This window comes from Streptomyces sp. NBC_00385 (assembly GCF_035917155.1).
GTDB lineage: Bacteria > Actinomycetota > Actinomycetes > Streptomycetales > Streptomycetaceae > Streptomyces > Streptomyces poriferorum.
The window spans coordinates 6,300,127-6,322,398 of sequence record NZ_CP107951.1; the positions used below are offsets into that span (position 1 = coordinate 6,300,127).

Consider the following 22,272-nt stretch of genomic DNA (forward strand, 5'->3'; position numbering starts at 1 on the left):
GTATACATGCAGGTCAGAGTGTGATCGCTCTCTGAGCGGGACAGAACCCGGCGTACAGCCCGACTCGTCTGCCGCTACCAGCGGCCTTGCGTCAGTTCCGTCCTCAGGCGTGGCTCAGGACGTTGATGACGCGCCCGTTCGGATCGCGTACGAAGAAGCGGCGCACGCCCCACTCCTCGTCGGCCGGGCCGTACACGATCTTCGCCCCGCTGCGCACCACCGCCGCGTACACCGCGTCCACGTCCTCCACCTCCACGCTCAGATCGGGCGTGACCGGGCCGGTCCTGTCGGCGGTCATGATGCTGACCTGGGCCGTGGGATGGGAGGGCGAGGCGAGCGTCATGATCCAGCCCTGGTTCATGACCTCGTCGAGACCCAGGAGCCCGTAGAAGGCGGCGTTGGCCCGCATGACTCCGGAGGTGTCCCCGGTTCCGTCACCCGTGCCGGTCACGATGTTGGGGACGACGCGGCGGACGGACATCGACGGCTCCTGTCGGTGGCTGACGCTGGGCCACCGAGCTTACGACCCGCCCCCCGTCCACGAAGCGCTCACGCCGCCGGTTGCGGACCGCATGGTCTGGTTCCGGCGGTCACGAGGCATGCGGAGGAGGTCAGTTGGGGGCGCCGGCCTGGCTCGGTACGGTTTCGAGGCTGCGGAGCAGACGCTCACCGCGATCTTCGGCCATGTCCAGCGTGGCCAGAACGGCCGGCGTCGAGATGCTCGGGAGCACATAGTGCAGCAGGACCGAGATCCGCCGGCCGAGGTCCTCGCGGTTGGACAGCACCTGGGACATCACCTGGATGCCCGAGAAGGATCCCGCCAGCATCTCCGCGGCCTCGCCCGGATTCACGTGCGGCAGCAGCTCGCCCTGCCCCTTGGCGGCCACCAGGAGGTGTTCGAGCCGGTCTATCCAGCCGCGAAAGGGTGTGCCGCGGTCGAGACCCTCCACGGCCTGGTCCATGGCCAGGCCGACGCTGGCCCGGACCAGTGGCTCATGACGCAGACGATAGGCGAGGAGCATGCCCTGGTCCACCAGTTCCTGGAGCTTCGTGAGCTGGGGCGGCAGCGGATCGCTGTGCAGCTGTATGTCCATCACCCCGAGGGCCAGGTCCTCCTTCGAGGCGAAGTGGAAGTACAGCGCGCCCTTGGTCACCCCCGCGCGCGCCAGGATTTCGCTGATGGTCGCGCTGCTGTAGCCGCGCTCGTCGAACACGTCGGCGGCCGCCACCAGGATCGACCTGCGGGTCTGGATCGCGCGCGCCTGCTGTGCCATCAGCTTCTCTCTAACTGGTGGCGTGGTTGATGCCACAGGGGGTTGGCTGGAAAGGAAAACCGGGCTGTCAGTATCTTACTGCGGGGCGGCTCGGCCCTTTGACTCGGATCCTCCTGGGGGAACTTCATGGTTCAGCTCACCTCACGCAGCGCTTCGATGTCGGTGGAGAGCGTCGAGCGGGCCGTGTACTCCACGGGTGCCGGCCGCGCCGAGGCCTCCTCCGGCAGCCCGGAAGAGGCCGGCGCCCCGGCCGGGGAGGAGCCCGGCCGCAGAGAAGGCTCACCCGATCGGCTGAGACAGCTGGTCCACCGGACCGACCCGCTCGACGTCTTCCCCACCGGGCTCACCCGGCTCACCGACACCCAGTTCTCGGTACCGGCCCACTGGCCGCGGTCCCACCGCTTCTTCGCCCCGGTCGGCAGTCACCAGGACCCCCTGCTCATAGCCGAGACCATGCGGCAGACGACGATGATGATCGCCCACGCCCAGTTCGGTGTGCCGGTCGGCGACGCCTTCGTGATGTGGGAGCTGAGGTACACCTCCGCGTCCGAGCGGCTGGAGCTGGGCGAGGACCCGTGGGACATCACGGTGGACGTGTCCTGCTCCCGGATCCGCCGCCGCGGCCGGAGCCTCGGCTCGATGCACATCGAGCTCCTCCTGCACCGACGCGGCACCGTGCTCGCCACCGGAGGCGGCCGGATCAGCTGTACCTCCGCCGCGGCGTACCAGCGGCTGCGCGGCCACCGCAGCGCCGTTCTCGACACCCCGATACCCCTCCTGCCCGCCGTCGCACCGCGCACGGTCGGCAGGACCTCCGAGAACGACGTCGTCCTGTCGCCCGGCACGGACCCCGGCACCTGGCTCCTGCGGCTCGACACCCGGCACCCGACACTCTTCGGCCGGCCCAACGATCACGTACCGGGCATCCTGCTGCTGGAGGCGGCCCGGCAGGCCGCGCACGCGGCCACCGGCTCGGCCTTCCTGCCGACGGCGATGGATGCCGACTTCCTCCAGTACGTCGAGCTGGACCGCCCCTGCCGGATCGAGGCCACGGCGCTCCCCGCCGACGGCGACGACCCCCTCGCGCCCGCCGGAGTGTTCGTACGGGCCGTTCAGGACGGCGAACCGGCTTTCACCTGCACCCTCCGCTCGCCGGAACTCCACCCGGCCGGGCCCGGCGATGTCAGAACGGACCTCTCATGACCCCCCGCATCCTCATCACCGGCGCGACCGGCTTCATCGGCAGCCGGGTGGCCGCCGCCGCCCGCGCGACGCCCGGGATCCGGCTGCGTCTGATGACCCACCGGACCGCCCTCGACACCCCGGCGGACGGAATCGACTGCGAGACGGTGTACGGGGACCTGGCCGACCCCGGATCGCTGCGCGGCAGCTGCGAGGGCGTCGACGCCGTGATCCACTGCGCCTCCCGGGTCGGCTCCGACGAGCAGACCGCCCGGACCGTCAACGACCACGGAACCCGTGCGCTGGTCGACGAGGCCGTACGCAGCGGAGCCGGCCGGATCGTCCTGCTGAGCACCGCGTCCGTCTACGGCCGCGGCCCCTTCACCGCGCTGCTTCCCGGAGCGGCCGAGCCCGCCCCCGTCTCCGCCACCAGCCTGACCCGGATCGCCGCCGAGCAGCACGTCCTGGCGGCCGGGGGAGCCGTCCTGCGCCCGCACGTCGTGCACGGGGCGGGGGACCGGTGGGCGATCCCCGGACTGGTTGCCCTGCTGAGGTACCTGTCGGCGGCACCCGCCGGATGCGACGCCCGCCACTCGCTGATCGACGTGGAGAGCCTGGGCCGCGCACTGCTCGGGGCGGCGCTCGCCCCGAAGCCGCCGTCCGGCGTCTACCACGTCAACCATCCCGAGCCGGTGACCTGTTCGGAACTGCTGTCCACGGTGCTCGGCGAACTCGCCCTGCCCTGGGCGGGTACGGAGATCGCACTGGACGAGGCCCGTACCCGGCTGGCCGGCGTCCCGTACGCCGCGCACCACTTCGACATGCTCACCGTGGACCACTGGTTCGCCGACGAACGGGTCGGCGAGGACCTCGGCTGGGCCCCGGGCCCGGACTTCCGGACGTCCTTCGCGCAGCACGCCCCCTGGTACCGGGAGTTCCTCAGCCGCTGAGGCCGCTGAGGCCGCCGATGCCGGCGGGGCCGGCCCTCACGCGCCTGCCGGGTCCGGGATGCGCGTGCCCGTCCCGCTCACCCGCACCCGTGCGTCGCCCGCCCGCAGGGTGACGGTCAGCGTGCCGGGGCGGCCCATGTCCTCACCCTGGTGCAGGGTCAGCGAGGCGGTCTCCGGGACCAGCGACAGGGCGCGCAGGTACGCACCGAACGCGGCGGCCGCCGCGCCCGTCGCCGGGTCCTCGACCACACCGCCGACCGGGAACGGGTCGCGGACGTGGAAGACGTCGTCCGAAGCACGCCACACCAGCTGGACCGTGGTGAGGTCCAGCCGGTGCATCAGGGCTTCGAGACGCGCGAAGTCGTAGGAGAGCGCGGCCAGCCGCTCACGGCTCGCGGCGGCCAGCACCAGATGACGGGCGCCCGCGTAGGCGATGCGGGGCGGCAGGGCCGGGTCGAGATCGGTGGCCGGCCAGTCCAGCGCGGCCAGTGCCTCCGCCACGTCCTCGGCGGCGGCGTCCGTGACGTGTGGCTCCACGCTGGTGAGGGTCGCCCGCAGCTCGGTCCCCTCGCGGACGACGGTGACGGGCACCGGGCCGGCCGCGGTGGCGAACTCCAGGTCCCCGGGGCCGTCCCGCTCGGCGAGGGCCAGGGCCGTGGCCACGGTGGCATGACCGCAGAACGGGACCTCGGCCTTCGGGCTGAAGTAGCGGATCGCGTAACCGCGCGCACCGGGCTCCGAGGCGTCGGTCCGGCCGGTCAGGAACGCCGACTCGCTGTACCCGACCTCCGCCGCGACGGCGAGCATGCCCGCCTCGTCCATACCGGAGGCGTCCAGCACGACCCCGGCGGGATTTCCGCCCGAGGGATCGGCGGAGAAGGCGGTGTAGCGGAGGAGATCGGTCCCGGGAAGATCAGTCATGTGCGGCACAACCGCGCCGCGGTCCGGGGCATTCCCCCCAGTGGTCCCGCCCGCCCCCCTGCCGGGCGGGACCGGGAAGGACCCGGACCGCGGCAGTCGGGGTGCGAGTCCGGCAGGTATCGGTCGTTCGGGTCCGAGAGATGGTCAGTCGTGTTCGCCGGGGGCCGTTTCCCGCCCGGTTCCGTCAGCCCCGGCCCACGTACGGCATCCCCGTCGCCATCACGGTGGTGAACTGGACGTTCGCCTCCAGTGGCAGCTCCGCCATGTGGACCACCGTCCGGGCCACGTCCGAGGCCGCCATCACCGGCTCCACCGCCAGCTCGCCGTTGGCCTGGAGGATCCCGGTCCGCATCCGCTCGGTCATCTCGGTCGCGGCGTTGCCGATGTCGATCTGGCCGCAGGCGATCCGGTACGGGCGGCCGTCCAGCGACAGCGACTTCGTCAGACCGGTCATCGCGTGCTTGGTCGCGGTGTAGGCGACCGAGTGCGGGCGCGGCGCGTGCGCGGAGACCGAGCCGTTGTTGATGATCCGCCCGCCCTGCGGGTCCTGCTCCTTCATCTGCCGGTACGCCGCCTGCGCGCACAGGAACGCCCCCGTCAGGTTCACGTCGACCACCGTGCGCCAGTCGTCGTACGCGAGGTCCTCGACCGGAACGGCGCGCGGCCCGAAGGTGCCCGCGTTGTTGAAGAGCAGATCGAGGCGGCCGAAGCACTCCCGTACGGAGGAGAACAGGGCGTCCACGTCGTCCGGGCGCGACACGTCGGCGGGGACGGTGATCACCTGGGCTTCCGGACCGGCCAGCGCGGCGGTCTCGGCGAGGGGCTCCGGGCGGCGGCCCGCGAGCGCCACCGACCAGCCGGCGCCGCACAGTGCCAGAGCCACCGCGCGGCCGATTCCGGAGCCCGCGCCCGTGACCACAGCCGTCTTCGTCGCGGAGTTCAACAGATTGTTGCTCATGGTGCGGCAGCGTACGCCGCCCGCTCCGGAGGATGCGGCCGGGGGCAAACGGCGCGTCCGGGTGGGGGGTTCGCGTCCCGCGGGTGATTCCCGCACGCGGCACCGGCGATTCCCCGGCTGCCGCACCCGAAGTTAATGATCATGGTTTTGCCGCGTACGCGGAGTTTGCCCCTGGGGATCCATTCCTGCCGCATTCCTCATCCGGGCGACGTCCGTGCGACGCGAGCACGACAACCGCCCGATGCGTCGGCCCGATGGACTTCCCCCACATCACCAGTCAGGGGAGGGACAGATGACGCTCTCATCGCACCAGCAGGAGCTGCGCGACGCGGTCCGGAACACCGGCCGCCGCCGCTTTCTCACCGTCACCGGAGCCGCCGCCGCACTCGCGTTCTCCGTCGGCCTGCCGGCCGCGGGAGCGGCGAGCGCCGCAGAGCTCGACACCCGGCAGATCGGCGAGGACCCGTTCACCCTCGGCGTCGCCTCCGGCGACCCGCTGCCCGAATCCGTCCTCCTGTGGACGAGACTCGCGCCCCGCCCGTTCGAGCCCGACAGCGGACTGCCCGCCGCCCGTATCGAGGTGCGCTGGGAGGTGGCCCGTGACGAGCGCTTCCGGTACGTCGTCCGGCGCGGCACCGCCACCGCCCACCCGGAGTTCCACCACAGCGTCCACGTGGAGGTCAAGGGCCTCGCACCGGACCGCGTGCTCTACTACCGCTTCCGCGCCGGACAGTGGACCAGCCCCGTCGGCCGGACCCGTACCGCGCCCGCCCCCGGCGCCCACAAGCGCGAACTGTCCCTGGCCGCCGTCTCCTGCCAGGCCTACCACGACGGCTACTTCACCGCGTACAAGCACCTCGCCCAGGAGGACGTCGACGTCGTCTTCCACCTCGGCGACTACCTCTACGAGTACGCCGTCACCGCGACCGGCGGAGCCCGTAACTACACCGACCGGACCCTGCCCGCCCTCTTCAACCGGGAGACGACCACGCTGGAGGACTACCGGCTGCGGTACGCCCTCTACAAGTCGGACCCGGACCTGCGCGCCGCCCACGCCGCGCACCCCTTCGTCGTCACCTGGGACGACCACGAGACCGAGAACAACTACGCGGGCGAGACCCCCGAGAACAGCGTGCCGCCCGAGGAGTTCCTGATCCGCCGGGCCGCCGCCTACCGCGCGTACTGGGAGAACCAGCCGCTGCGCGCCCCGCAGCGGCCCGAAGGCCCGGACATGAAGCTCTACCGGCGCCTCCAGTTCGGCCGCCTCGCCCAGTTCGACATCCTCGACACCCGCCAGTACCGCAGCGACCAGGCGTACGGCGACGGCTGGCAGACTCCCGGACCCGAGTCCGAGGACCCGTCGCGCACCCTGACCGGCGCCGCCCAGGAGCGCTGGCTGATCGACGGCTGGCGTCACTCGAAGGCCACCTGGAACGTCGTCCCGCAGCAGGTCACCTTCGCCCAGCGGCGCGATGTGCCGACCGACGCCTACAAGCTCTCCATGGACTCCTGGGACGGCTACCCGGCGTCCCGCGACCGCGTCCTGAGGGGCGCCGAGGCCACCGGCGTGGACAACCTCATGGTGCTGACCGGCGACGTGCACGTCGGCTACGCCTTCGACCTGAAGCGGGACTTCGACGACCCCTCGTCCCGCACCGTCGGTACGGAGATCGTCGCCACCTCGATCACCAGCGGCAAGGACGGCTCGGAGAAGCCCGCGAACTGGACGAACCTCACGACCGCCAATCCGCACATGAAGTACTACAACGGCCGGCGCGGGTACGCCCTCGTCACCCTCCAGGAGCGCCAGGCACGCGCCGACTACCGCACGGTGTCCGCCGTCACCACGCCCGGCGCCCCCGTGACGACGGCCGCCTCGTTCGTCACGGAGGCCGGCAACCAGGGCCTGACCCCGGCCTGACCGCGAGGGACGGCAGCCCCTACGGCACCAGGCCGTCCACGGGGTAGCGGACGCCGATGCGCTCACGTACCGCGTCGAGCGTCCGCATCACCGCGAGCGAACCGTCCAGCGGCACCAGCGGGGACTCCGTCTCGCCCGCCCGGACCGCCCGCATCACCTCGGCCGCCTCGAACTGCATGCCCGACAGACCCTCCGGCCCCGGTCCGGAGGTGATCTCCTCCGGCTCCCGGCCCGCCCGGTGGAGCACGAAGTGCCGCGGATGGAAGAAGCCCTCCGGGAAGTCGATCCGGCCGGCCGTCCCGATCACCGTGGCGGCCGTCGGGTGGTGCCCGACGAGTGAGCAGGACAGCAGGGCGTTGGCCCCCGACTCCCAGCTCAGCAGCATGCCGGTGTTCAGGTCCACGCCCTCCGGCGACAGCAGCGCGTCGGCCTGCACCCGGTCCGGCTCGCCCAGCAGCAGCTGCGCGAACGACACGGGATAGACCCCGAGGTCCAGCAGGGCGCCGCCGCCCAGAGCGGGATCGCGCAGCCGGTGTTCGGCGCCGAAGTCACCCGCGAAGCCGAAGTCGGCCTGCACGGTGCGGATCTCGCCGATCGCCCCGTCCCGCACCAGCTCCGTCATCCGCCGGATGACCGGGTTGCAGTACGTCCACATCGCCTCCATCAGGAAGAGGCCGCGGTCCCGGGCGAGCTTCACCAGCTCCCGGGCCTCGCGCTCGTTGATCGTGAACGCCTTCTCGCACAGCACGTGCTTCCCGGCCTCCAGGGCCAGGGCGGCCGCCTCCCGGTGCGCGGAGTGCGGCGTGGCCACGTACACCACGTCGACCTCCTCGTCGGCGACGAGCCCGGCCCAGCTCCCGTAGGCCCGCGGTATGCCGAACCGCTCCGCGAAGGCGTTCGCCGAAGCGTTCGTCCGGGAGGCCACGGCCACCACCTCCGCATCGGGCATCGCCTGCAGGTCAGCGGTGAAAGTCGCCGCGATTCCACCTGTCGCCAGCACGCCCCAACGGACAGTCCTGCTCATGCACGCTCCCAAAAAGGTGTCGACCATTCCGGCTGAGCTGAGAGCATAGAGGCGGATTCAACAACTGTGACTCCTCCCCGCCGTGAGGGGCGGGGCTTCTCGCTATGCCGTGTTGGCGTCCTACGGACCGGCCCGGCCCGTAGGACGTTGAGTGCCCCGACCTCGTCGGCGTGGGCCGTAGGAGAAAGGTTCAGCTTCGCCTCCTACCGATATCTGCGCCACGAGCTCACCGGCCTTACCGGCTGGGCGATCATGCATGGCCGGTTCTGGCCCCGTCGTACCTCACAGGTCTTGAGGCGGAGCACCGTTCAGCATCGTCAAGCAGCAGAATCGTCAGCTCTGATCATCACGTCAGAGCAGTCACGAGATCGTATTCCACCCGGCCAGGGCCGGAATTCCCTGTGAAGACCAACTATGGAGATGAGAATGCCGGACAGCGGCCTCAGCCGGGCCCAGCCGATACCCACGACCGACACCGGGGACAGAGTTCCCGCCCTCACCCCTCCACCCGGCTCCGCCGCCACCGCGGCAGCCCGGCGCACCGGAATCCTCGTCACCCTGGTCCTCGGCGGACTGACCGCGCTGCCGCCGCTGTCCATGGACATGTACCTCCCGGCGCTCCCCGCCGTCACCGACGCATTGCACGCACCCGCCGCCACGGTCCAGCTCACCCTGACCGCCTGCCTCGCCGGCATGGCACTCGGCCAGCTCGTCGTCGGCCCGATGAGCGACCGCTGGGGCAGACGCCGCCCGCTGCTCGTCGGGATGCTCGTCTACATCTTCGCCACCGCGATCTGCGTCTTCGCCCCGACCGCCGAACTCCTCATCGGCTTCCGGCTCCTCCAGGGCCTCGCGGGCGCGGCCGGCATCGTCATCGCCCGGGCGGTGGTGCGTGACCTGTACGACGGCGAGGCGATGGCCAGGTTCTTCTCGACCCTGATGCTGATCTCCGGAGTCGCTCCGGTGATCGCCCCGGTCATCGGCGGCCAGGTCCTGCGGATCACCGACTGGCGGGGCATCTTCGCCGTGCTGACCGTCGTCGGCGTCCTGCTCACCCTCGTCGTCTGGAAGTGGCTGCACGAGACCCTGCCGCCCGCCGAGCGCCACACCGGCGGGGTCGGCGACGCGCTGCGCACCATGCGCGGGCTGCTGGCCGACCGGGTGTTCACCGGTTACATGATCGCGGGCAGCCTCGCCTTCGCCGCGCTCTTCGCATACGTGAGCGCCTCGCCGTTCGTCGTGCAGGAGATCTACGGCGCCTCGCCGCAGACCTTCAGCCTCCTCTTCGGTGTCAACTCCATCGGGCTGATCGCCGTCGGCCAGATCAACGGCAAGATCCTCGTCGGCCGGGTCAGCCTCGACAAGGCGCTCGGCTTCGGCCTCGCGGTCATCGTGCTGGCCGCGACGGCGCTGCTCCTGATGACATCGGGGGTCTTCGGGGACGTCGGGCTCGTACCCGTCGCGACCGGCCTGTTCGTGCTGATGTCGGCGATGGGCCTGGCGATGCCGAACACCAACACACAGGCGCTGATGCGCACCAAGCACGCCGCCGGCTCCGCCTCCGCGCTGCTCGGCACCTCACAGTTCCTGATCGGGGCCATCGCCTCGCCGCTCGTCGGCATCGCGGGCGAGGCCACGGCCGTGCCGATGGCCGTCGTGCAGCTGGTGTGTGCGGTCGGCGCGATGACGTGCTTCCTGGGGATGTGCCGGCCCTGGCGGCAGGTGGCCACCCGGCTCTGAGGGCCGCGGCGCGTCAGTCCTCCCGGCTCCGAGCGCCGCGTCAGTCCGCCCGGCTCCGAGGGCCGCGCCGCGGTCAGTCCGCCCGGGGGTAGCCGATCAGATGCAGCCGGTCCTTGTCGTCGGTCCAGCGGAACAGCCCGACCCCCTCGGCGCCCTCCGCGCCGGGCATCCGCACATTCGGCGCCAGCAGCTCCGTCGACCCCGTCGAGAGTTCCGCCTCGACGGGGAAGCCGCCCCCGGCCAGCGCGTCCGCCGCGTTGCGCACGCTCGTCGCCCCGTACGCCGTTCCGTCGTCGGTCACCGATGCCAGGGCGAGGGTCCTGGACCCCTCGGTGTCCTCGAAGCAGAAGCCCTTGCCGGCCTCCAGGTCGAACGCGAGGTTCCCGGCCACCAGATAGCCGCCCGAGGGCGAGACGACGGCCTGCGGGTACTGGCCCGGCGCGATGGCCGGCTTGTGGCACCGCACGGAGACCAGCGCCTTGCCCGTCTCCGTGTCGTGCACCGTCCACAGGTCGTGGGTCGCCGCGAGCTTCGCGCCCTTGGCCAGCTGCCACTTCGCCAGCACCACTCCGGGGGCCACGGACGTCGGGATTCCGCTCTGCCGGTCGGCGCCCTTCGGCGCCACGTTCCGGCTGAACCAGCCGCCCTGCACCCAGAACTCCCGGGCGCCGCTCACCAGCAGACCCTTCGACGTCAGCCCACGCACCTCGGTGAGCTGCCTGCACGACGCGCAGCCCTTCGGGTACTTCAGCGCCTTGGCGGGAACCCTGGTGATCCTGCCCGTCGCCGGGTCGACGACCGCGCTCGTGGCCCCGCCGTTGCCGATCACGATGCCGGGGCCGGTGCCGGTGACGGTCGGAGCCGTGGCCCACGGCACGTCCACGCGCTGCCGGCCACCGTCCTCCACGGTGTACACGTCGAGCGAGACGATCCGGTCGGCGGGCGCCGGTGCCTCCTGGCCGACCTTCCCGTACGACCAGGTGACGAAGTACTCCTGGTCGTCCGTGGTGACGGTGAACAGCTTCGGGAAGTGCGTGGCCGCCGGCGGGCGCCAGGCATCCCCGCTCCAGCCGGCCCGCCCGGTCTCCGAGTCGATCGTCCGCAGCCGGTACTCGCCCTCGGCCGTCCGCACCAGATAGGCGAGCCGGCCGGTCGTCCGGGAGATCGCGTAGTCGGGAGAGGTGTCGACGAGCTCCCAGCCGCGCCGCGTCGTGTACGAGGCGGGGACGGTCAGCTGCGTCGCCGGGCCCGTGCTCTTCCTCACCGGCTTCTTCGGCTTGCCGTCGTCCTTCTTGCCGCCGCCCCCGCACGTCGCCAGCAGGAGCAGCAGCGCCAGCACCAGCAGCCCGCCGACCAGAGCCAGGCGCACGACGCGCTGCCTCGTGGTCCCTCCGCCGGCCGGAGCCAGGCGTCCGAACTGCAGTCTCATGGTCCCCCCGATGAGCAATACCCGACCTGGGCCTTCGCGCGAGCAATTCCCGACGAGGGCCTTCGCGCCGGTCAGCGTAGCAACTGGTCCGTAACCCTTCGCAGTTCGGTTCCGTCCCCGTTCCGTCCCGATTCCGCACGGAGTCCGGGCCCGTTCACGTCCGCCTACAATTCCTCGGTGAACGCCACCCTCCCCACCGCGGAAGCCCTGCGCGCGGCCCTGGCCGGACTCCTCGACGGACTGCCGCCCAAGCAGGCCGCCCAGGCCGTCGACCGGCTCATCGCCAACTACCGGGGAACCACTCCCACCGACACCCCGCTGCTCCGCGACCGCTCGGACGTCGCCGCGTACGCCGCGTACCGGATGCCCGCGACGTTCGAGGCCGTACGGTCCGTCCTCGACGCCCTGCGCGACGCCGCCCCGGACTGGGCGCCGGCCACGCACACCGATGTCGGCGGCGGCACCGGCGCGGCGAGCTGGGCCGTCGCCGGGGCCTGGGACGGGCCGCGGACCACCGTCCTGGACTGGGCCGAGCCGGCCCTCGCCCTCGGCCGCGAACTGGCCGCGGCCTCCGGCCTCCCGGGACTGCGCGACGCCGCGTGGCAGCGGGCCCGCATCGGCAAGGACCTGGCACTGGACGCCACCGACCTGGTGACCGTCTCCTATGTGCTCAACGAACTCACCCCCGAGGCCCGCACCGCCCTCGTCGACGCCGCGGCCCGCGCGGCGCAGGCCGTCGTGATCGTCGAGGCCGGCACCCCCGACGGCTACGCCCGCGTCATCGAGGCCCGCGACCGGCTGATCGCCGCTGGGCTCACCGTCGCCGCGCCCTGCCCGCACAGCGACGCCTGCCCCATCGAGCCGGGCACGGACTGGTGCCACTTCTCGGCCCGGGTCAGCCGCTCCTCGCTGCACCGGAAGGTGAAGGGCGGCTCGCTTCCGTACGAGGACGAGAAGTTCAGCTACGTCGTCGCCACCCGCTTCACCCCGCGGCCCGTCCAGGCGCGGGTCACGCGGCGGCCGCAGATCCGCAAGGGCCAGGTGCTGCTTGAGCTCTGCACCCGGGACGAGGCGCTGCAACGGGCCACGGTCACCAAGCGGCACGGCGCGCTCTACCGCGCCGCCCGGGACACCGACTGGGGCGACGCCTGGCCGCCCCCGGAGGACACGGCCTAGCGTCGCCCCGCACGACCTGCCGTCTGCCGCGCGACGCCATGCACGCACTCTCGCCGCACCGGCCCCAGGCCCCGGTACGTCCAGTACAGGGACCTGGAGCCGGCACGCCGAGAGCACGCACCTGACGCCGCGCTGCCGCCCTTCGGGCGACGACGGCAGTCTGACGACAGGCCCTAGGCCCGCAGCTCCTGGGTGCAGCACTTCACGCTGCCTCCGCCCTTGAGCAGCTCGCCCAGGTCCATCGGCACCGGTTCGAAGCCGCGGTCGCGCAGCGGGTCGAACAGGCCCGTGGCGGCCTGCGGCAGCACGACGTGGAGCCCGTCGCTCACCGCGTTCAGCCCGAGAGCGGCGGCATCCGCCTCGCCGGCGAGCAGCGCGTCCGGGAAGAGCCGTGCCAGCACGGCCCGGCTGCCCGGTGAGAAGGCACCCGGGTAGTACATGATCTCGTCGGCCGCGTCGTCGAGGACGCTCAGCGCCGTGTCCAGGTGGTAGTAGCGCGGGTCGACCAGATCGAGGCCGATCACCGGCCGCCCGAAGAACTCCTGCGCCTCGTCGTGGGAGAGCGGGCTCGACCGGAAGCCGCGCCCCGCCAGGACGTACGAGGAGGTCACCGCGAAGTCGCCCTCGCCCTCGTTGATGTGGACGGGCTCGTGGATCTCGGTGAAGCCGTGGCCGCGGAACCAGCCGAGGTGGGCGGCCGCCTCCGGGAACCGTTCCTGGTACGCGAACCGGGCCCCCAGCACCCGGCCGTCGATGACGGTGGCCCCGTTGGCGGCGAAGACCATGTCCGGCAGGTCCGGGTCGGGCGTGAGCAGCTCCACGGTGTGGCCGAGGGCGCGGTAGCGGCCCAGCAGGTCCTCCCACTGGGTCTGCGCCAGCGGGAGGTCGACGGGCTTGGTGGGATCCATCCACGGGTTGATGGAGTACGTCACCCTGAAGTGCGCCGGGGCACACATCAGGTAGCGGCGGGGTGTGGCTTCACGAGGCAACGAGGGCTCCTCACGAATCGTCGCGGCGGCATTGGTGGCCGCTGCGGCCGGTGCGTCGCACGGGTCTGTGCGTGAGCCCATGGTGCGCCGTTCCGGGCCGTCGGCACAGTGGACCGATCGGGTGGTTCCGTACAGCTGTGTGACGTGTGACGGACTCGTCCCCGCTGAGGGTGGCCGGCACCCCGTCCCGGGCCTCCGATCACCTGAAATTCATCTGCCATTTCATGACAATCAGCATGTTATCGGTCACTGCGGGGCAACGGCTGTCGTACCCCGCTTCAGGACTCTGGCCACCCGGAGCGCAGGATGGTGGGACCATGGGCAGGGGCAACGCTTGAGGTAAGGGGATAGATGGGCGCCGATTTCAGCCGTGCTCGCGGCTCAGAGAGCAGGTTTTCCCACTGGCTGCGCCGTCGGCCCAAACCGCAGCAGGGCGACGCCGACGGCAGCGCACGGCTGGCGCTGCTCCTGGCCGTGGCCGAGGCCGGGATGCCGATCGCGCCCGCCGCCCATCCGGTCGGCTACCGATGTTCGTGCGAACGCGTCGGCTGTCCCACCCCCGCCAGGCACCCGATCTCCTTCGCCTGGCAGACGCAGTCCACGACCGACCGCGCCCAGATCGAGCGCTGGGCCCTCAGCCAGCCGCAGGCCAACTTCATCACCGCGACCGGCATGATCCACGACGTTCTCGACGTTCCGCTGTCGGCCGGTACGCAGGCGCTGGAGCGGCTTCTCGCCGCCGGTATCGACGTGGGCCCGGTGGCCCGGTCCGGCGACGACCGGATGCTCTTCTTCACCGCGACGCGCGGTACGCCGGAGGACGAGGACGAGTGGTGGCCGTGCGAGCTGGACTGCCACCCCGAGACGATGGACGAGCACCCCGGACTGCGGTGGCACTGCCGCGGCAGCTATGTCCTGCTGCCGCCGGCCATGCTCCCCGGTGAGCTCGACGTCCACTGGGTGCGGGGCCCGGAGAATCCGCTGCCGGACCCGCTGACCCTGCTGGAGACGCTGACGGACGCGTGCGCCCGGTTCGTGGGATCCGCGGAGCAGAGCGACGTCGATCACGAGTCGGTGGCCTGGCCGATGGGCCGGTAGCCGGAGCGGCCACAGCGCGAGCAGAGATGGGGCAAGGGCCTGGGGCGACGCGAAAGCCCCAGGACCGCCCGACGCCCTAGGAGCCCTTCGCCGACGTCAGGCCCGGTACCCGGTTCAGCACGATCACCTTGCCCGCACCGGCACCCTTCTTCGGGACGTACACCAGCTGGCTGGAGACCCGCTCCTTCGTGAGCGTGCTCCGCACCTTTCCGGTCATCAGCGCCGCGACGTCCGGGGACACCGTCGGGCGCAGGCCCTGGGCCGCCGTCTGCCGCTCGAAGTGCTTGCTGCTGAAGAAGACCAGCGCACCGCCGTCGGCCGTCTCCAGGCCGACCGGTGCGAACGTCCCGCTGTTCAGCGGCTGGTCGATGTACTGGTACGAGAACCCGGCCCGCCGGGTGTTCAGGCGTGCGGTGCGCCAGACCGAGGTGGCCGCTCCGGGGGCGAACACATCCGGCGTGCCCTTCTGCAGGTACCCGGTGTACTGCGCGCCCAGGTCCTGCGGTGCCACCGCCAGGGCGGCGCTGTCCGAGGCCACCGGGGTCGCCCACCCCTCGCCGTCCTTCGCGAATTCGGGGATCCGGGTCGGGGTGGCGACCGCCAGATAGGCGGCCTTCCATCCCGCGTCGGGCCCGGACCTGACGAAGACGAACAGCCAGCGGGTGTCCTGCTTCCCGCTGTCCTGATCACGGTTGGAGTCGGTGTCCGCGACGAACCACCGAGGCCAGCCGGCCTTCTTCGGGATGACGTACTTCGCGTCGGTCAGCTCCAGCGGCCGGTGGTTCGCGTTGCCGTCGGGGTTGTTCTTCTGCCGGGCCCGCAGCCCCGCCTGGTTGATCGCGCCGAGCGGACCGGTGACCCGGTCCGCGTCCTGCGCGGGGTCGTAGGCCTTGTCCGCCGCGTTGTACGCGGCGGTGAAGTCGGCCAGGGCCTGCGCGGCCTCAGACCGCGTCGCCGCCCGGACGACTTCCAGCTCGCCGTGCACCGTCACGCACCCGCTCGCCGTCATGCTCAGCACCGTCGCTGTCGCGAGCCCCGTCGCCAGCCGAACCGGCCTCAGGCTTCTCATCCGTTGCTTTCCGCGCCTTCTGATCCGTCGCACCCGCTGCGGGGCCCTCTGACCGTCCGAACCCTACCGGGGAGAGGAACAGCGCGAGTGTGGGGATCAGATACAGCGCCCACACCGTGATCTGGAGAACGGTCGGGTCGGGCTGGAAGTTGAACGTGCCCTTCAGCAGCGTGCCGTACCAGCTGTCGGGCGGAATCGTGGCGCTGATGTCGAACGCCCGGTTCTGCAGCCCGCCGAGGAACTCGGCCTCCTGCAGGTCGTGGACGCCGTACGCGAGCACACCCGCCGCGACGACGACCAGCATGCCGCCGGTCCAGGTGAAGAACCTCGCCAGGTTGATCCTCAACGCGCCCCGGTAGAACAGCCACCCCAGCACGACGGCCGTGGCGATGCCCAGCACCGCGCCGATCATCGGATGCCAGCCGTCGTCCGCCGCGTGCACCGCGCGCCACACGAACAGCGAGGTCTCCAGGCCCTCACGGCCCACCGCGAGGAGCGCCGTGGCGACCAGGGCGCCGGTGCCCATCGCGAGCGCCGCGTCGAGCTTTCCGTGCAGCTCCGCCTTCAGGTGCCGCGCGGTACGGCGCATCCAGAAGACCATCCAGGTGACCAGGCCGACCGAGACGATGGACAGCGAACCGCCCAGTGCCTCCTGGGCCTTGAACGTCATCTCCTGCGAACCGAACTCGAGTCCGGCGCCGAAGCCCAGGCTGACGACGACGGCGAGGGCGACACCGATCCAGATCGGCAGCAGCTTGTGCCTGTTGCGGGTCTTCACCAGGTACGCGATGAGGATGCAGACGACCAGGCTGGCCTCAAGGCCCTCGCGCAGGCCGATCAGGAAGTTACTGAACACGTTTCGGTTCCCTTTCCGCTTCGAGTCCCGTTACGAGAACAGCGCCCGGCCCCACCAGTCGTCCTTGTCGTGGACGCCCGGCGGGACGGCGAAGTGCGCCGAACCCACGTGCTGGATGTACTCGTTGAGTGCGTCGTGTGCCGCCAGGCGCCGCTGCAGCGGTACGAACGCCGTGCGGGTGTCGCGCTGGTAGGCGAGGAAGAACAGTCCGGCGTCGAGCCGGCCCAGGCCGTCCGTGCCGTCGGTGAAGGAGTAGCCGCGCCGCAGGATCGTCGCCCCGTCGTTGGTGTCGGGGTGCGCCAGCCGGACGTGCGCGGTCGGCAGCATCGCCTTCAGGAACGGCTCGTCGCGCTCCTTCGCCTTGCCGACCGGGGCGCCCTCGCCCTTGTCGCGGCCGAAGACGTCCTCCTGCTCCTGCAGTCCGGTCCGGTCCCACGTCTCGATGTGCATCCGGATACGCCGGGCCACGAGGTACGAACCCCCGGTCATCCAGCCGGCGTTGTCCTTCCCGCCCACCCATACGTGCGCGTCGAGGGCGGCGGTGTCCGTGCCGGAGATGTTCCGGGTGCCGTCCTTGAAGCCCATCATGTTGCGCGGGGTCTGGGCGTCGGGTGTCGTCGAGGACGTCTTGCCGAAGCCCAGCTGCGACCAGCGGATCGCGGTGCGGCCCATGCCGATCCTGGCGAGGTTGCGGATGGCGTGCACCGCCACCTGCGGGTCGTCCGCACACGCCTGGACACACAGGTCGCCGCCGCTGCGGGCCCGGTCGAGGTTGTCGCCCGGGAACTTCGGCAGCTCGACGAGCGCGTCCGGACGCCTGTCCTCCAGGCCGAAGCGGCCCTTGGCGAACAGCGAGGGGCCGAAGCCGATCGTCAGCGTCAGCCGGGACGGCTTGAGCCCGAGGGCCTCGCCGGTGTCGTCCGGCGGCGCCTCGGCCGGGCCCCCGTAGGCGCCGCCGCCGACCGCGTGACCGGCCGTCATCCGCTCGGCCGCCCGGGTCCACTCCTTGAGCAGCGCGACCAGTTCGGCCCGGTCCTTCGTCGTCACGTCGAACGCGGCGAAGTGCAGCCGGTCCTGGACCGCCGTGGCGATCCCCGCCTGGTGCGCACCGTGGAACGGCACCGCCGCGCCGCTGTCCGCGGCCGTCACGGCGGTGTCCCCGGAACGCACCGCGGCCACCGCGCCGCCCGCCACGGCCGCGCCGAGCGCGAGCCCGGCACCGCCCCAGCCGAGCAGAGCGCGCCGAGAAGGGGCACCCGCGGGTTCCTGCCGGCTCTCCCCGGCCTGCTCGGTCATGACCGCTACCTCTTTCCGGCCGGTTACTTCGTCACCGCGGCGGCGAGCTGCGAGAGGGGCTCGGCCAGCGCGTTGACCGCGTCCGACAGCTCCTTGCGGTCCGCCTTGCCGACCTTCTCGTACGACGTGAACACGTAGGAGCTCTTGTCGGTGCGGTACTGGTCCAGCAGCGTGTTCAACGCCGCGAACCGCTTGTCCAGGGTGGAGGTCAGCGCCGCGTCGTTCTTCGTGGCGATCGTCTTCAGCAGCTCGTAGGACTTCTCCGCGCCCTCGACGTTGGCCTTGAAGTCGACCAGGTCGGTGTGGCTGTAGCGCTCCTCCTCACCGGTGACCTTGCCGGTCGCGACCTCGTCGAGGAGCTCCTTGGCGCCGTTGGCCATCGAGGTCGGGGTGATCTCCGCCGTGCCGACGCGCTTCTGCCAGTCGAGCAGGTCCTTGTAGAGGGTCGGCGCGAGGGCCTTCTCCTCGGCACCCAGCTTCTTGTCCTGCCACAGCGCCTTCTCCAGACGGTGCCAGCCGGTCCACTTCTGGCCGTCCTCCAGGCCGTCCTCGCGGACGTCGACCTTCGGGTCGATGTCGCCGAACGACTCGGCGACCGGCTCGGTGCGCTCCCAGCCGATACGGGAGTCGGCGTACGCCTTCTTCGCGGCCTCCATGTCACCGGCGGCGACGGCGTCCGTGAAGACCTTGACCTTCGGCAGCGTCTCGTCGGCCTGCGCCTGGACGTAGGTGCGGTAGGCGGCGACGGCCTTGTCCATCTCCGGGCTGCGCTTGGCCGCCTTTCCGCCGCTCACCTCGATCTTCTGCCGGATGCCGTGGCCCTTCATGCCGGGCTTGCAGGCGATCTCGTACGAACCGGCCTTGATCTCGGCGGTGATGGTGGCCTTGGTGCCCGGGCCGATGTTCTCGCGCTCGGCGACGATGCGGTCGTCCGGGAACAGGACGTAGACCTCGGTGACCTTGGAACCCTTGTTCTCCACGGCCAGCTCGACGTGCCCGGCCGGCAGCTTCGTCTTCGAGACGTCGCAGGAGTCGTCCTTGGCGATGACCTGGACGGCGCCCTCGCCCTTGCCGTCGCTCTTCTCGGCGCAGCCCGTGACGGCGGTCAGGGCGGCCACGGTGGCGGCAGCGGTGACGACGGAGAGACGAACGGCTCGCATGAGGGCTCCACTTGGGGACGTAGGAGAAGACAGAAAGGGCCGGACAAAGGTGGGTGAGGCGGACCTAACTTAACCGAGGCTTACCTGACCGATACCCACCCGTGCAGTGATTCGGCTCTCACTGGGAACGCACAGAAACGGAAGGATCACAGCCGACCCATGAGCGAGCCCTCAACGGGTCAAGCAACGGTCAAGAGGCCCTTTCCGGGACGACGAGAGGCACCCCGGTCCGCGGATGCGGAAACACCTCGACCGGCTGCCGGTAGACCCCGCTGAGCAACGCACTCGTGAACACCTCACCCGGCGGACCCGCCACCGCGATCCGCCCGTCGTGCAGCACGGCGGCCCGGTCCGCGTACGCGGCCGCGAGGCCCAGATCGTGCAGGACGACGACGACCGCGTCCCCGGCGGCGGCCCGCTCCCGGCAGATCCGCAGCACCAGTTCCTGGTGGCGCAGGTCGAGCGCGGCGGTCGGCTCGTCGAGGAGCAGCAGCGGAGCGCGCTGCGCCAGCACCCGGGCCAGGGCCACCCGGGCCCGCTCGCCGCCGGACAGCGCGGAGAAGGGGCGGGCGGCGAACCCGGTCACCTCGGTGGCCGCCATCGCCGCACGGACCGCCGGATCGTCCTCGTCCGCCTTGTCCGTCCCGGCCCAGGGCGCCCGCCCCATCCGTACGACGTCCTGGACCGGGAACGGGAAGGACAGCGCCGCGGACTGCGGCAGCACGGCCCGGCGCAGCGCCAGCTCGGCCGCGGACCAGTCGGTGACCGGCCGCCCGTCGATCCGCACCTCCCCGCCCTCGGGGGGCAGATCGGCGGCCAGCGCGGCCAGCAGCGTCGACTTGCCGGCTCCGTTCGGCCCGACCAGCGCCAGCACCTCGCCCGCGTGCGCGGTCAGGTCGATGGAGTCGAGCACCTGCCGCCCGCCGAGCCGCACCCGCAGCCCGCGCGCCTCGGCGACCGGGTGGCCCGGGGAGACGGGCACGGGCAGCTGCCGGCCCCGTACCGCGAAGAGGTTCCGCAGCGTCCTCATGCCCAACCACCTTGCTTGCGACGGGTCCTGCGCAGCAGCCAGAAGAAGAACGGGCTGCCGAAGAGAGCGGTCAGCACACCGAGCGGCAGCTCGGCCGGATCGGCGACGGTGCGGGCCGCGAGGTCGCCCGCGACCAGTACCAGCGCACCGCCGAGCGCGCTGCCGGGCACGAGGAAGCGATGCCCGGGCCCGTTCGCCATCCGCAGCAGATGCGGCACCAGCAGCCCGACGAACGAGATGATCCCGGCGACCGCCACCGCGGCGGCGGTCAGCAGCGCCACGACGAGCACCAGCACCATGCGGAGCCGCTCGACATCGACACCGAGGTGCCGGGCCGGCCGCTCGCCGAGTGCCAGCAGGTCCAGCTTCCGGGCGTAGAACGGGGCGAGGACGAGGCCGAGCACCGCACACGGCAGCACGGCGAGCACCTTCGGCCAGGTGGCCTGGGCCAGCGAACCGAGCTGCCAGAAGGTGATCTGGGTGATCTGCGCGTTGTCGGCGAAGAAGATGAACAGGCCGATCAGCGCGCCCGCGAAGGCGTTGACCGCGATGCCCGTGAGGATCAGCGTCACCACCTCCGTCCGGCCGCCCGACCGCGACAGCGCGTACACCAGCAGCACGGTCAGCAGACCGGCGACGAACGCGCAGACGGTGATGGTCCAGTTGCCGAAGAAGCTCAGCCCGAGCGCGATCGAGGCGACCGCGCCGACCGCCGCCCCCGCGGAGATCCCGATGACGCCCGGCTCGGCGAGCGGATTGCCGAACACGCCCTGCATCAGGGCCCCCGCGCAGCCGAGCGAGGCGCCGACCAGCAGCGCGAGGACGACCCTCGGCAGCCGCACGTTCCACAGGACGCTCTCGCCGACCCGGTCCAGGGCGTGACCGCCGAGCCCGATGCGGTGCTGGGCGGAGGCGAGGACATCGCCGAGCGGAATGCTGTACGCGCCGAGTCCGGCGGACAGCAGGCAGCACAGGAGCAGGGCGGCGAGCAGCCCGGCGGTGAGCGTGACGGCCGTGGAGCGGCGGGCCCGGGGGACCGCCTGGCCGACGGATGCTTCGTGTGCGGTCGTCACTTGTCCGTACCGCCCTCGGGGTAGAGCTGGGCGATCAGTTCGCTCAGCACCCGGTCCGTGCGCGGCCCGTAGTTCAGCAGCACCCCGTCGTCGATCGAGACGATCCGCCGGTCCAGGCCCGCCGGGGTCTCGGCGACGCCCGGAATCTTCACCAGCCCGTCGACACCGCCGACCGAGTCGAGCCCCTTCGACATCACGAGGATCGCGTCGGGCGCCGCCTTGGCCAGGGCCTCGCTGGTGATGGCGGTGAAGTCCTTCTTCAGCCCGGACGCCTTGCCCGCGTCGACGGCACCCGCCGCCTCCAGCAGCGAACTCGCCCCGGACTCCCGGCCGCCCAGCAGGTAGACGGAGGCCGAGCCGCGCAGATAGAGGAAGGCGACCCGCGGCTTCTGCGCCCCGCCGGCCGGCGCGGGTACGGACTCGCGGACCGCGTCGATGCGGTCCTGGGTGCGCTTCTCGAGCTCGTCGCCGGAGCCCGGTACGCCGAGGGCGGCGGCCACCGTGTCGATCCGGCGGCCCACGTCGGCGAGTTCCCTGGCGGGTTCGACGACCACGAGCGGTATCCCGGCGTCGCGGATCTGGCCGATGGCCTCGGCCGGTCCCGTCGTCGTCTCGGCGAGCACGAGGGTGGGCCGCAGGGACAGGACGCTCTCCGCCGAGACGTCGTGGGCCCGGGTCACCACGGGGAGCCCCGCGGCCTGTTCGAAGGTGGCGGTGATGTCGCGGGCCACGACCTGCTTGCCGAGGCCGAGGGTGAAGACGATCTCGCTCAGGCCGCCGGTCAGCGGCACGATCCGGTCCGCCGAGGTGACCGTGGTCCGCTCGCCGTCCGCCGAGGTGACGGTGACGGGCAGCCGCGGTGCCGGGGTCGTGGTCAACGGCTCGATCCGGTCCGCCTCCGGAGCCGTGGAGGCCCCGGCGCCCGCGGCCTTCGCCGCGGGAGTCCCCGTACTGCCGCAGCCGGCCAGCGTCAGGGCCGTCGCCAGGGCGATCACGGCCGTGGCGACGCCGGTGCGCCTGCGCCTCGGTTGTCCGGCGCCCCGGCCCGGAGGGGCGAAGTCCTGATGGAAGCGCACTGGGGCACCGTCCTGTCGTTCTGCGGCGTGCAGTTGGTGAGGGAATGCGA

Annotated in this window: 20 protein-coding genes; 6 read left to right on the forward strand and 14 right to left on the reverse strand. The window is 71.7% G+C overall.

Annotation, left to right across the window (positions count from 1 at the left end; all coding sequences use genetic code 11):
- Window positions 1–103: 103 nt before the first annotated feature.
- Together OG959_RS28145 and OG959_RS28150 are read right to left on the reverse strand one after the other, a co-directional pair.
- A complete protein-coding gene (locus OG959_RS28145; RefSeq protein ID WP_442805643.1) occupies window positions 104–481 on the reverse strand; it encodes a VOC family protein in 378 nt (125 codons plus the stop codon).
- Between the two features lie 130 nt (window positions 482–611).
- Window positions 612–1,274: a ScbR family autoregulator-binding transcription factor gene (locus OG959_RS28150; RefSeq protein WP_326662922.1), complete on the reverse strand. Its 663-nt coding sequence runs from the start codon at window positions 1,272–1,274 to the stop codon at window positions 612–614.
- A 126-nt stretch (window positions 1,275–1,400) separates the two neighbouring features.
- Here OG959_RS28150 and OG959_RS28155 point away from each other — a divergent pair, with 126 nt between their 5' ends.
- Entirely contained in the window at window positions 1,401–2,477 is a 1,077-nt protein-coding gene (locus tag OG959_RS28155) for a ScbA/BarX family gamma-butyrolactone biosynthesis protein (RefSeq protein ID WP_326662924.1), read from the forward strand.
- On the forward strand, window positions 2,474–3,406 hold the full coding sequence (locus OG959_RS28160; RefSeq protein WP_326662926.1) for an NAD-dependent epimerase/dehydratase family protein: 933 nt from the start codon (window positions 2,474–2,476) through the stop codon (window positions 3,404–3,406). The genes OG959_RS28155 and OG959_RS28160 overlap by 4 nt, the downstream gene beginning before the upstream one ends.
- A 36-nt stretch (window positions 3,407–3,442) precedes the next feature.
- On the opposite strand, the gene OG959_RS28165 is transcribed toward OG959_RS28160, so the two are convergent.
- Window positions 3,443–4,327, reverse strand: a complete 885-nt coding sequence (locus OG959_RS28165; protein ID WP_326662928.1) for a PhzF family phenazine biosynthesis protein — start codon at window positions 4,325–4,327, stop codon at window positions 3,443–3,445.
- Window positions 4,328–4,511: 184 nt separating this feature from the next.
- Window positions 4,512–5,285 (reverse strand): SDR family oxidoreductase, encoded by a 774-nt coding sequence (locus OG959_RS28170; protein WP_326662930.1) that lies wholly within the window; start codon window positions 5,283–5,285, stop codon window positions 4,512–4,514.
- A gap of 292 nt (window positions 5,286–5,577) precedes the next feature.
- Here OG959_RS28170 and OG959_RS28175 point away from each other — a divergent pair, with 292 nt between their 5' ends.
- Window positions 5,578–7,206: an alkaline phosphatase D family protein gene (locus OG959_RS28175; protein WP_326662932.1), complete on the forward strand. Its 1,629-nt coding sequence runs from the start codon at window positions 5,578–5,580 to the stop codon at window positions 7,204–7,206.
- 19 nt (window positions 7,207–7,225) lie between these two features.
- Here the strand turns inward: OG959_RS28175 and OG959_RS28180 are convergent, their stop codons facing one another.
- Window positions 7,226–8,230: a Gfo/Idh/MocA family protein gene (locus tag OG959_RS28180; RefSeq protein WP_326662934.1), complete on the reverse strand. Its 1,005-nt coding sequence runs from the start codon at window positions 8,228–8,230 to the stop codon at window positions 7,226–7,228.
- Window positions 8,231–8,656: 426 nt separating this feature from the next.
- Here OG959_RS28180 and OG959_RS28185 point away from each other — a divergent pair, with 426 nt between their 5' ends.
- Window positions 8,657–9,970, forward strand: coding sequence for a multidrug effflux MFS transporter (locus OG959_RS28185; protein WP_326662936.1), 1,314 nt, complete (start codon window positions 8,657–8,659; stop codon window positions 9,968–9,970).
- A 73-nt stretch (window positions 9,971–10,043) separates the two neighbouring features.
- On the opposite strand, the gene OG959_RS28190 is transcribed toward OG959_RS28185, so the two are convergent.
- Window positions 10,044–11,399, reverse strand: a complete 1,356-nt coding sequence (locus OG959_RS28190) for a hypothetical protein (RefSeq protein ID WP_326662937.1) — start codon at window positions 11,397–11,399, stop codon at window positions 10,044–10,046.
- A gap of 177 nt (window positions 11,400–11,576) precedes the next feature.
- Between OG959_RS28190 and OG959_RS28195 the strand changes: the two genes are divergently transcribed.
- Window positions 11,577–12,575, forward strand: a complete 999-nt coding sequence (locus OG959_RS28195; RefSeq protein WP_326662938.1) for a small ribosomal subunit Rsm22 family protein — start codon at window positions 11,577–11,579, stop codon at window positions 12,573–12,575.
- Between the two features lie 173 nt (window positions 12,576–12,748).
- Here OG959_RS28195 and ddaH read toward each other — a convergent pair whose 3' ends face one another.
- Complete coding sequence (gene ddaH, locus OG959_RS28200; protein ID WP_326666652.1) at window positions 12,749–13,564, reverse strand: dimethylargininase; 816 nt, start codon at window positions 13,562–13,564, stop codon at window positions 12,749–12,751.
- Window positions 13,565–13,915: 351 nt separating this feature from the next.
- Between ddaH and OG959_RS28205 the strand changes: the two genes are divergently transcribed.
- Window positions 13,916–14,662, forward strand: coding sequence for a bifunctional DNA primase/polymerase (locus OG959_RS28205; RefSeq protein WP_326662940.1), 747 nt, complete (start codon window positions 13,916–13,918; stop codon window positions 14,660–14,662).
- A gap of 76 nt (window positions 14,663–14,738) precedes the next feature.
- On the opposite strand, the gene OG959_RS28210 is transcribed toward OG959_RS28205, so the two are convergent.
- The 7 genes from OG959_RS28210 to OG959_RS28240 form a co-directional block, all read right to left on the reverse strand.
- Window positions 14,739–15,671 (reverse strand): hypothetical protein, encoded by a 933-nt coding sequence (locus tag OG959_RS28210; protein ID WP_326662942.1) that lies wholly within the window; start codon window positions 15,669–15,671, stop codon window positions 14,739–14,741.
- The gene (efeU, locus tag OG959_RS28215; protein ID WP_326662944.1) at window positions 15,604–16,587 is read right to left on the reverse strand and encodes an iron uptake transporter permease EfeU; all 984 of its coding nucleotides are present in this window, start codon (window positions 16,585–16,587) and stop codon (window positions 15,604–15,606) included. The genes OG959_RS28210 and efeU overlap by 68 nt, the downstream gene beginning before the upstream one ends.
- Window positions 16,588–16,617: 30 nt before the next feature.
- Window positions 16,618–17,883 (reverse strand): iron uptake transporter deferrochelatase/peroxidase subunit, encoded by a 1,266-nt coding sequence (gene efeB, locus OG959_RS28220; protein ID WP_326662946.1) that lies wholly within the window; start codon window positions 17,881–17,883, stop codon window positions 16,618–16,620.
- A gap of 23 nt (window positions 17,884–17,906) precedes the next feature.
- Window positions 17,907–19,043, reverse strand: coding sequence for an iron uptake system protein EfeO (gene efeO / locus OG959_RS28225; RefSeq protein ID WP_326662948.1), 1,137 nt, complete (start codon window positions 19,041–19,043; stop codon window positions 17,907–17,909).
- 190 nt (window positions 19,044–19,233) lie between these two features.
- Window positions 19,234–20,073, reverse strand: coding sequence for a heme ABC transporter ATP-binding protein (locus OG959_RS28230; RefSeq protein ID WP_326662949.1), 840 nt, complete (start codon window positions 20,071–20,073; stop codon window positions 19,234–19,236).
- Window positions 20,070–21,146: a FecCD family ABC transporter permease gene (locus tag OG959_RS28235; RefSeq protein ID WP_326662951.1), complete on the reverse strand. Its 1,077-nt coding sequence runs from the start codon at window positions 21,144–21,146 to the stop codon at window positions 20,070–20,072. Before OG959_RS28235 ends, OG959_RS28230 begins: the two co-directional genes overlap by 4 nt.
- The gene (locus OG959_RS28240; RefSeq protein WP_326662953.1) at window positions 21,143–22,222 is read right to left on the reverse strand and encodes a heme/hemin ABC transporter substrate-binding protein; all 1,080 of its coding nucleotides are present in this window, start codon (window positions 22,220–22,222) and stop codon (window positions 21,143–21,145) included. Before OG959_RS28240 ends, OG959_RS28235 begins: the two co-directional genes overlap by 4 nt.
- Window positions 22,223–22,272 lie beyond the last annotated feature (50 nt).

Bases quoted from the DNA above. Each gene is read 5' to 3' on its own strand.
- OG959_RS28150 (WP_326662922.1), bottom strand. From the start codon at position 1,274: ATGGCACAGCAGGCGCGCGCGATCCAGACCCGCAGGTCGATCCTGGTG.
- efeB (WP_326662946.1), bottom strand. From the start codon at position 17,883: ATGACCGAGCAGGCCGGGGAGAGCCGGCAGGAACCCGCGGGTGCCCCT.
- OG959_RS28230 (WP_326662949.1), bottom strand. From the start codon at position 20,073: ATGAGGACGCTGCGGAACCTCTTCGCGGTACGGGGCCGGCAGCTGCCC.
- OG959_RS28175 (WP_326662932.1), top strand. From the start codon at position 5,578: ATGACGCTCTCATCGCACCAGCAGGAGCTGCGCGACGCGGTCCGGAAC.
- OG959_RS28145 (WP_442805643.1), bottom strand. From the start codon at position 481: ATGTCCGTCCGCCGCGTCGTCCCCAACATCGTGACCGGCACGGGTGAC.
- OG959_RS28190 (WP_326662937.1), bottom strand. From the start codon at position 11,399: ATGAGACTGCAGTTCGGACGCCTGGCTCCGGCCGGCGGAGGGACCACG.
- OG959_RS28165 (WP_326662928.1), bottom strand. From the start codon at position 4,327: ATGACTGATCTTCCCGGGACCGATCTCCTCCGCTACACCGCCTTCTCC.
- OG959_RS28180 (WP_326662934.1), bottom strand. From the start codon at position 8,230: ATGAGCAGGACTGTCCGTTGGGGCGTGCTGGCGACAGGTGGAATCGCG.
- OG959_RS28155 (WP_326662924.1), top strand. From the start codon at position 1,401: ATGGTTCAGCTCACCTCACGCAGCGCTTCGATGTCGGTGGAGAGCGTC.
- efeO (WP_326662948.1), bottom strand. From the start codon at position 19,043: ATGCGAGCCGTTCGTCTCTCCGTCGTCACCGCTGCCGCCACCGTGGCC.
- OG959_RS28170 (WP_326662930.1), bottom strand. From the start codon at position 5,285: ATGAGCAACAATCTGTTGAACTCCGCGACGAAGACGGCTGTGGTCACG.
- OG959_RS28185 (WP_326662936.1), top strand. From the start codon at position 8,657: ATGCCGGACAGCGGCCTCAGCCGGGCCCAGCCGATACCCACGACCGAC.
- OG959_RS28210 (WP_326662942.1), bottom strand. From the start codon at position 15,671: ATGACGGCGAGCGGGTGCGTGACGGTGCACGGCGAGCTGGAAGTCGTC.
- OG959_RS28160 (WP_326662926.1), top strand. From the start codon at position 2,474: ATGACCCCCCGCATCCTCATCACCGGCGCGACCGGCTTCATCGGCAGC.
- OG959_RS28205 (WP_326662940.1), top strand. From the start codon at position 13,916: ATGGGCGCCGATTTCAGCCGTGCTCGCGGCTCAGAGAGCAGGTTTTCC.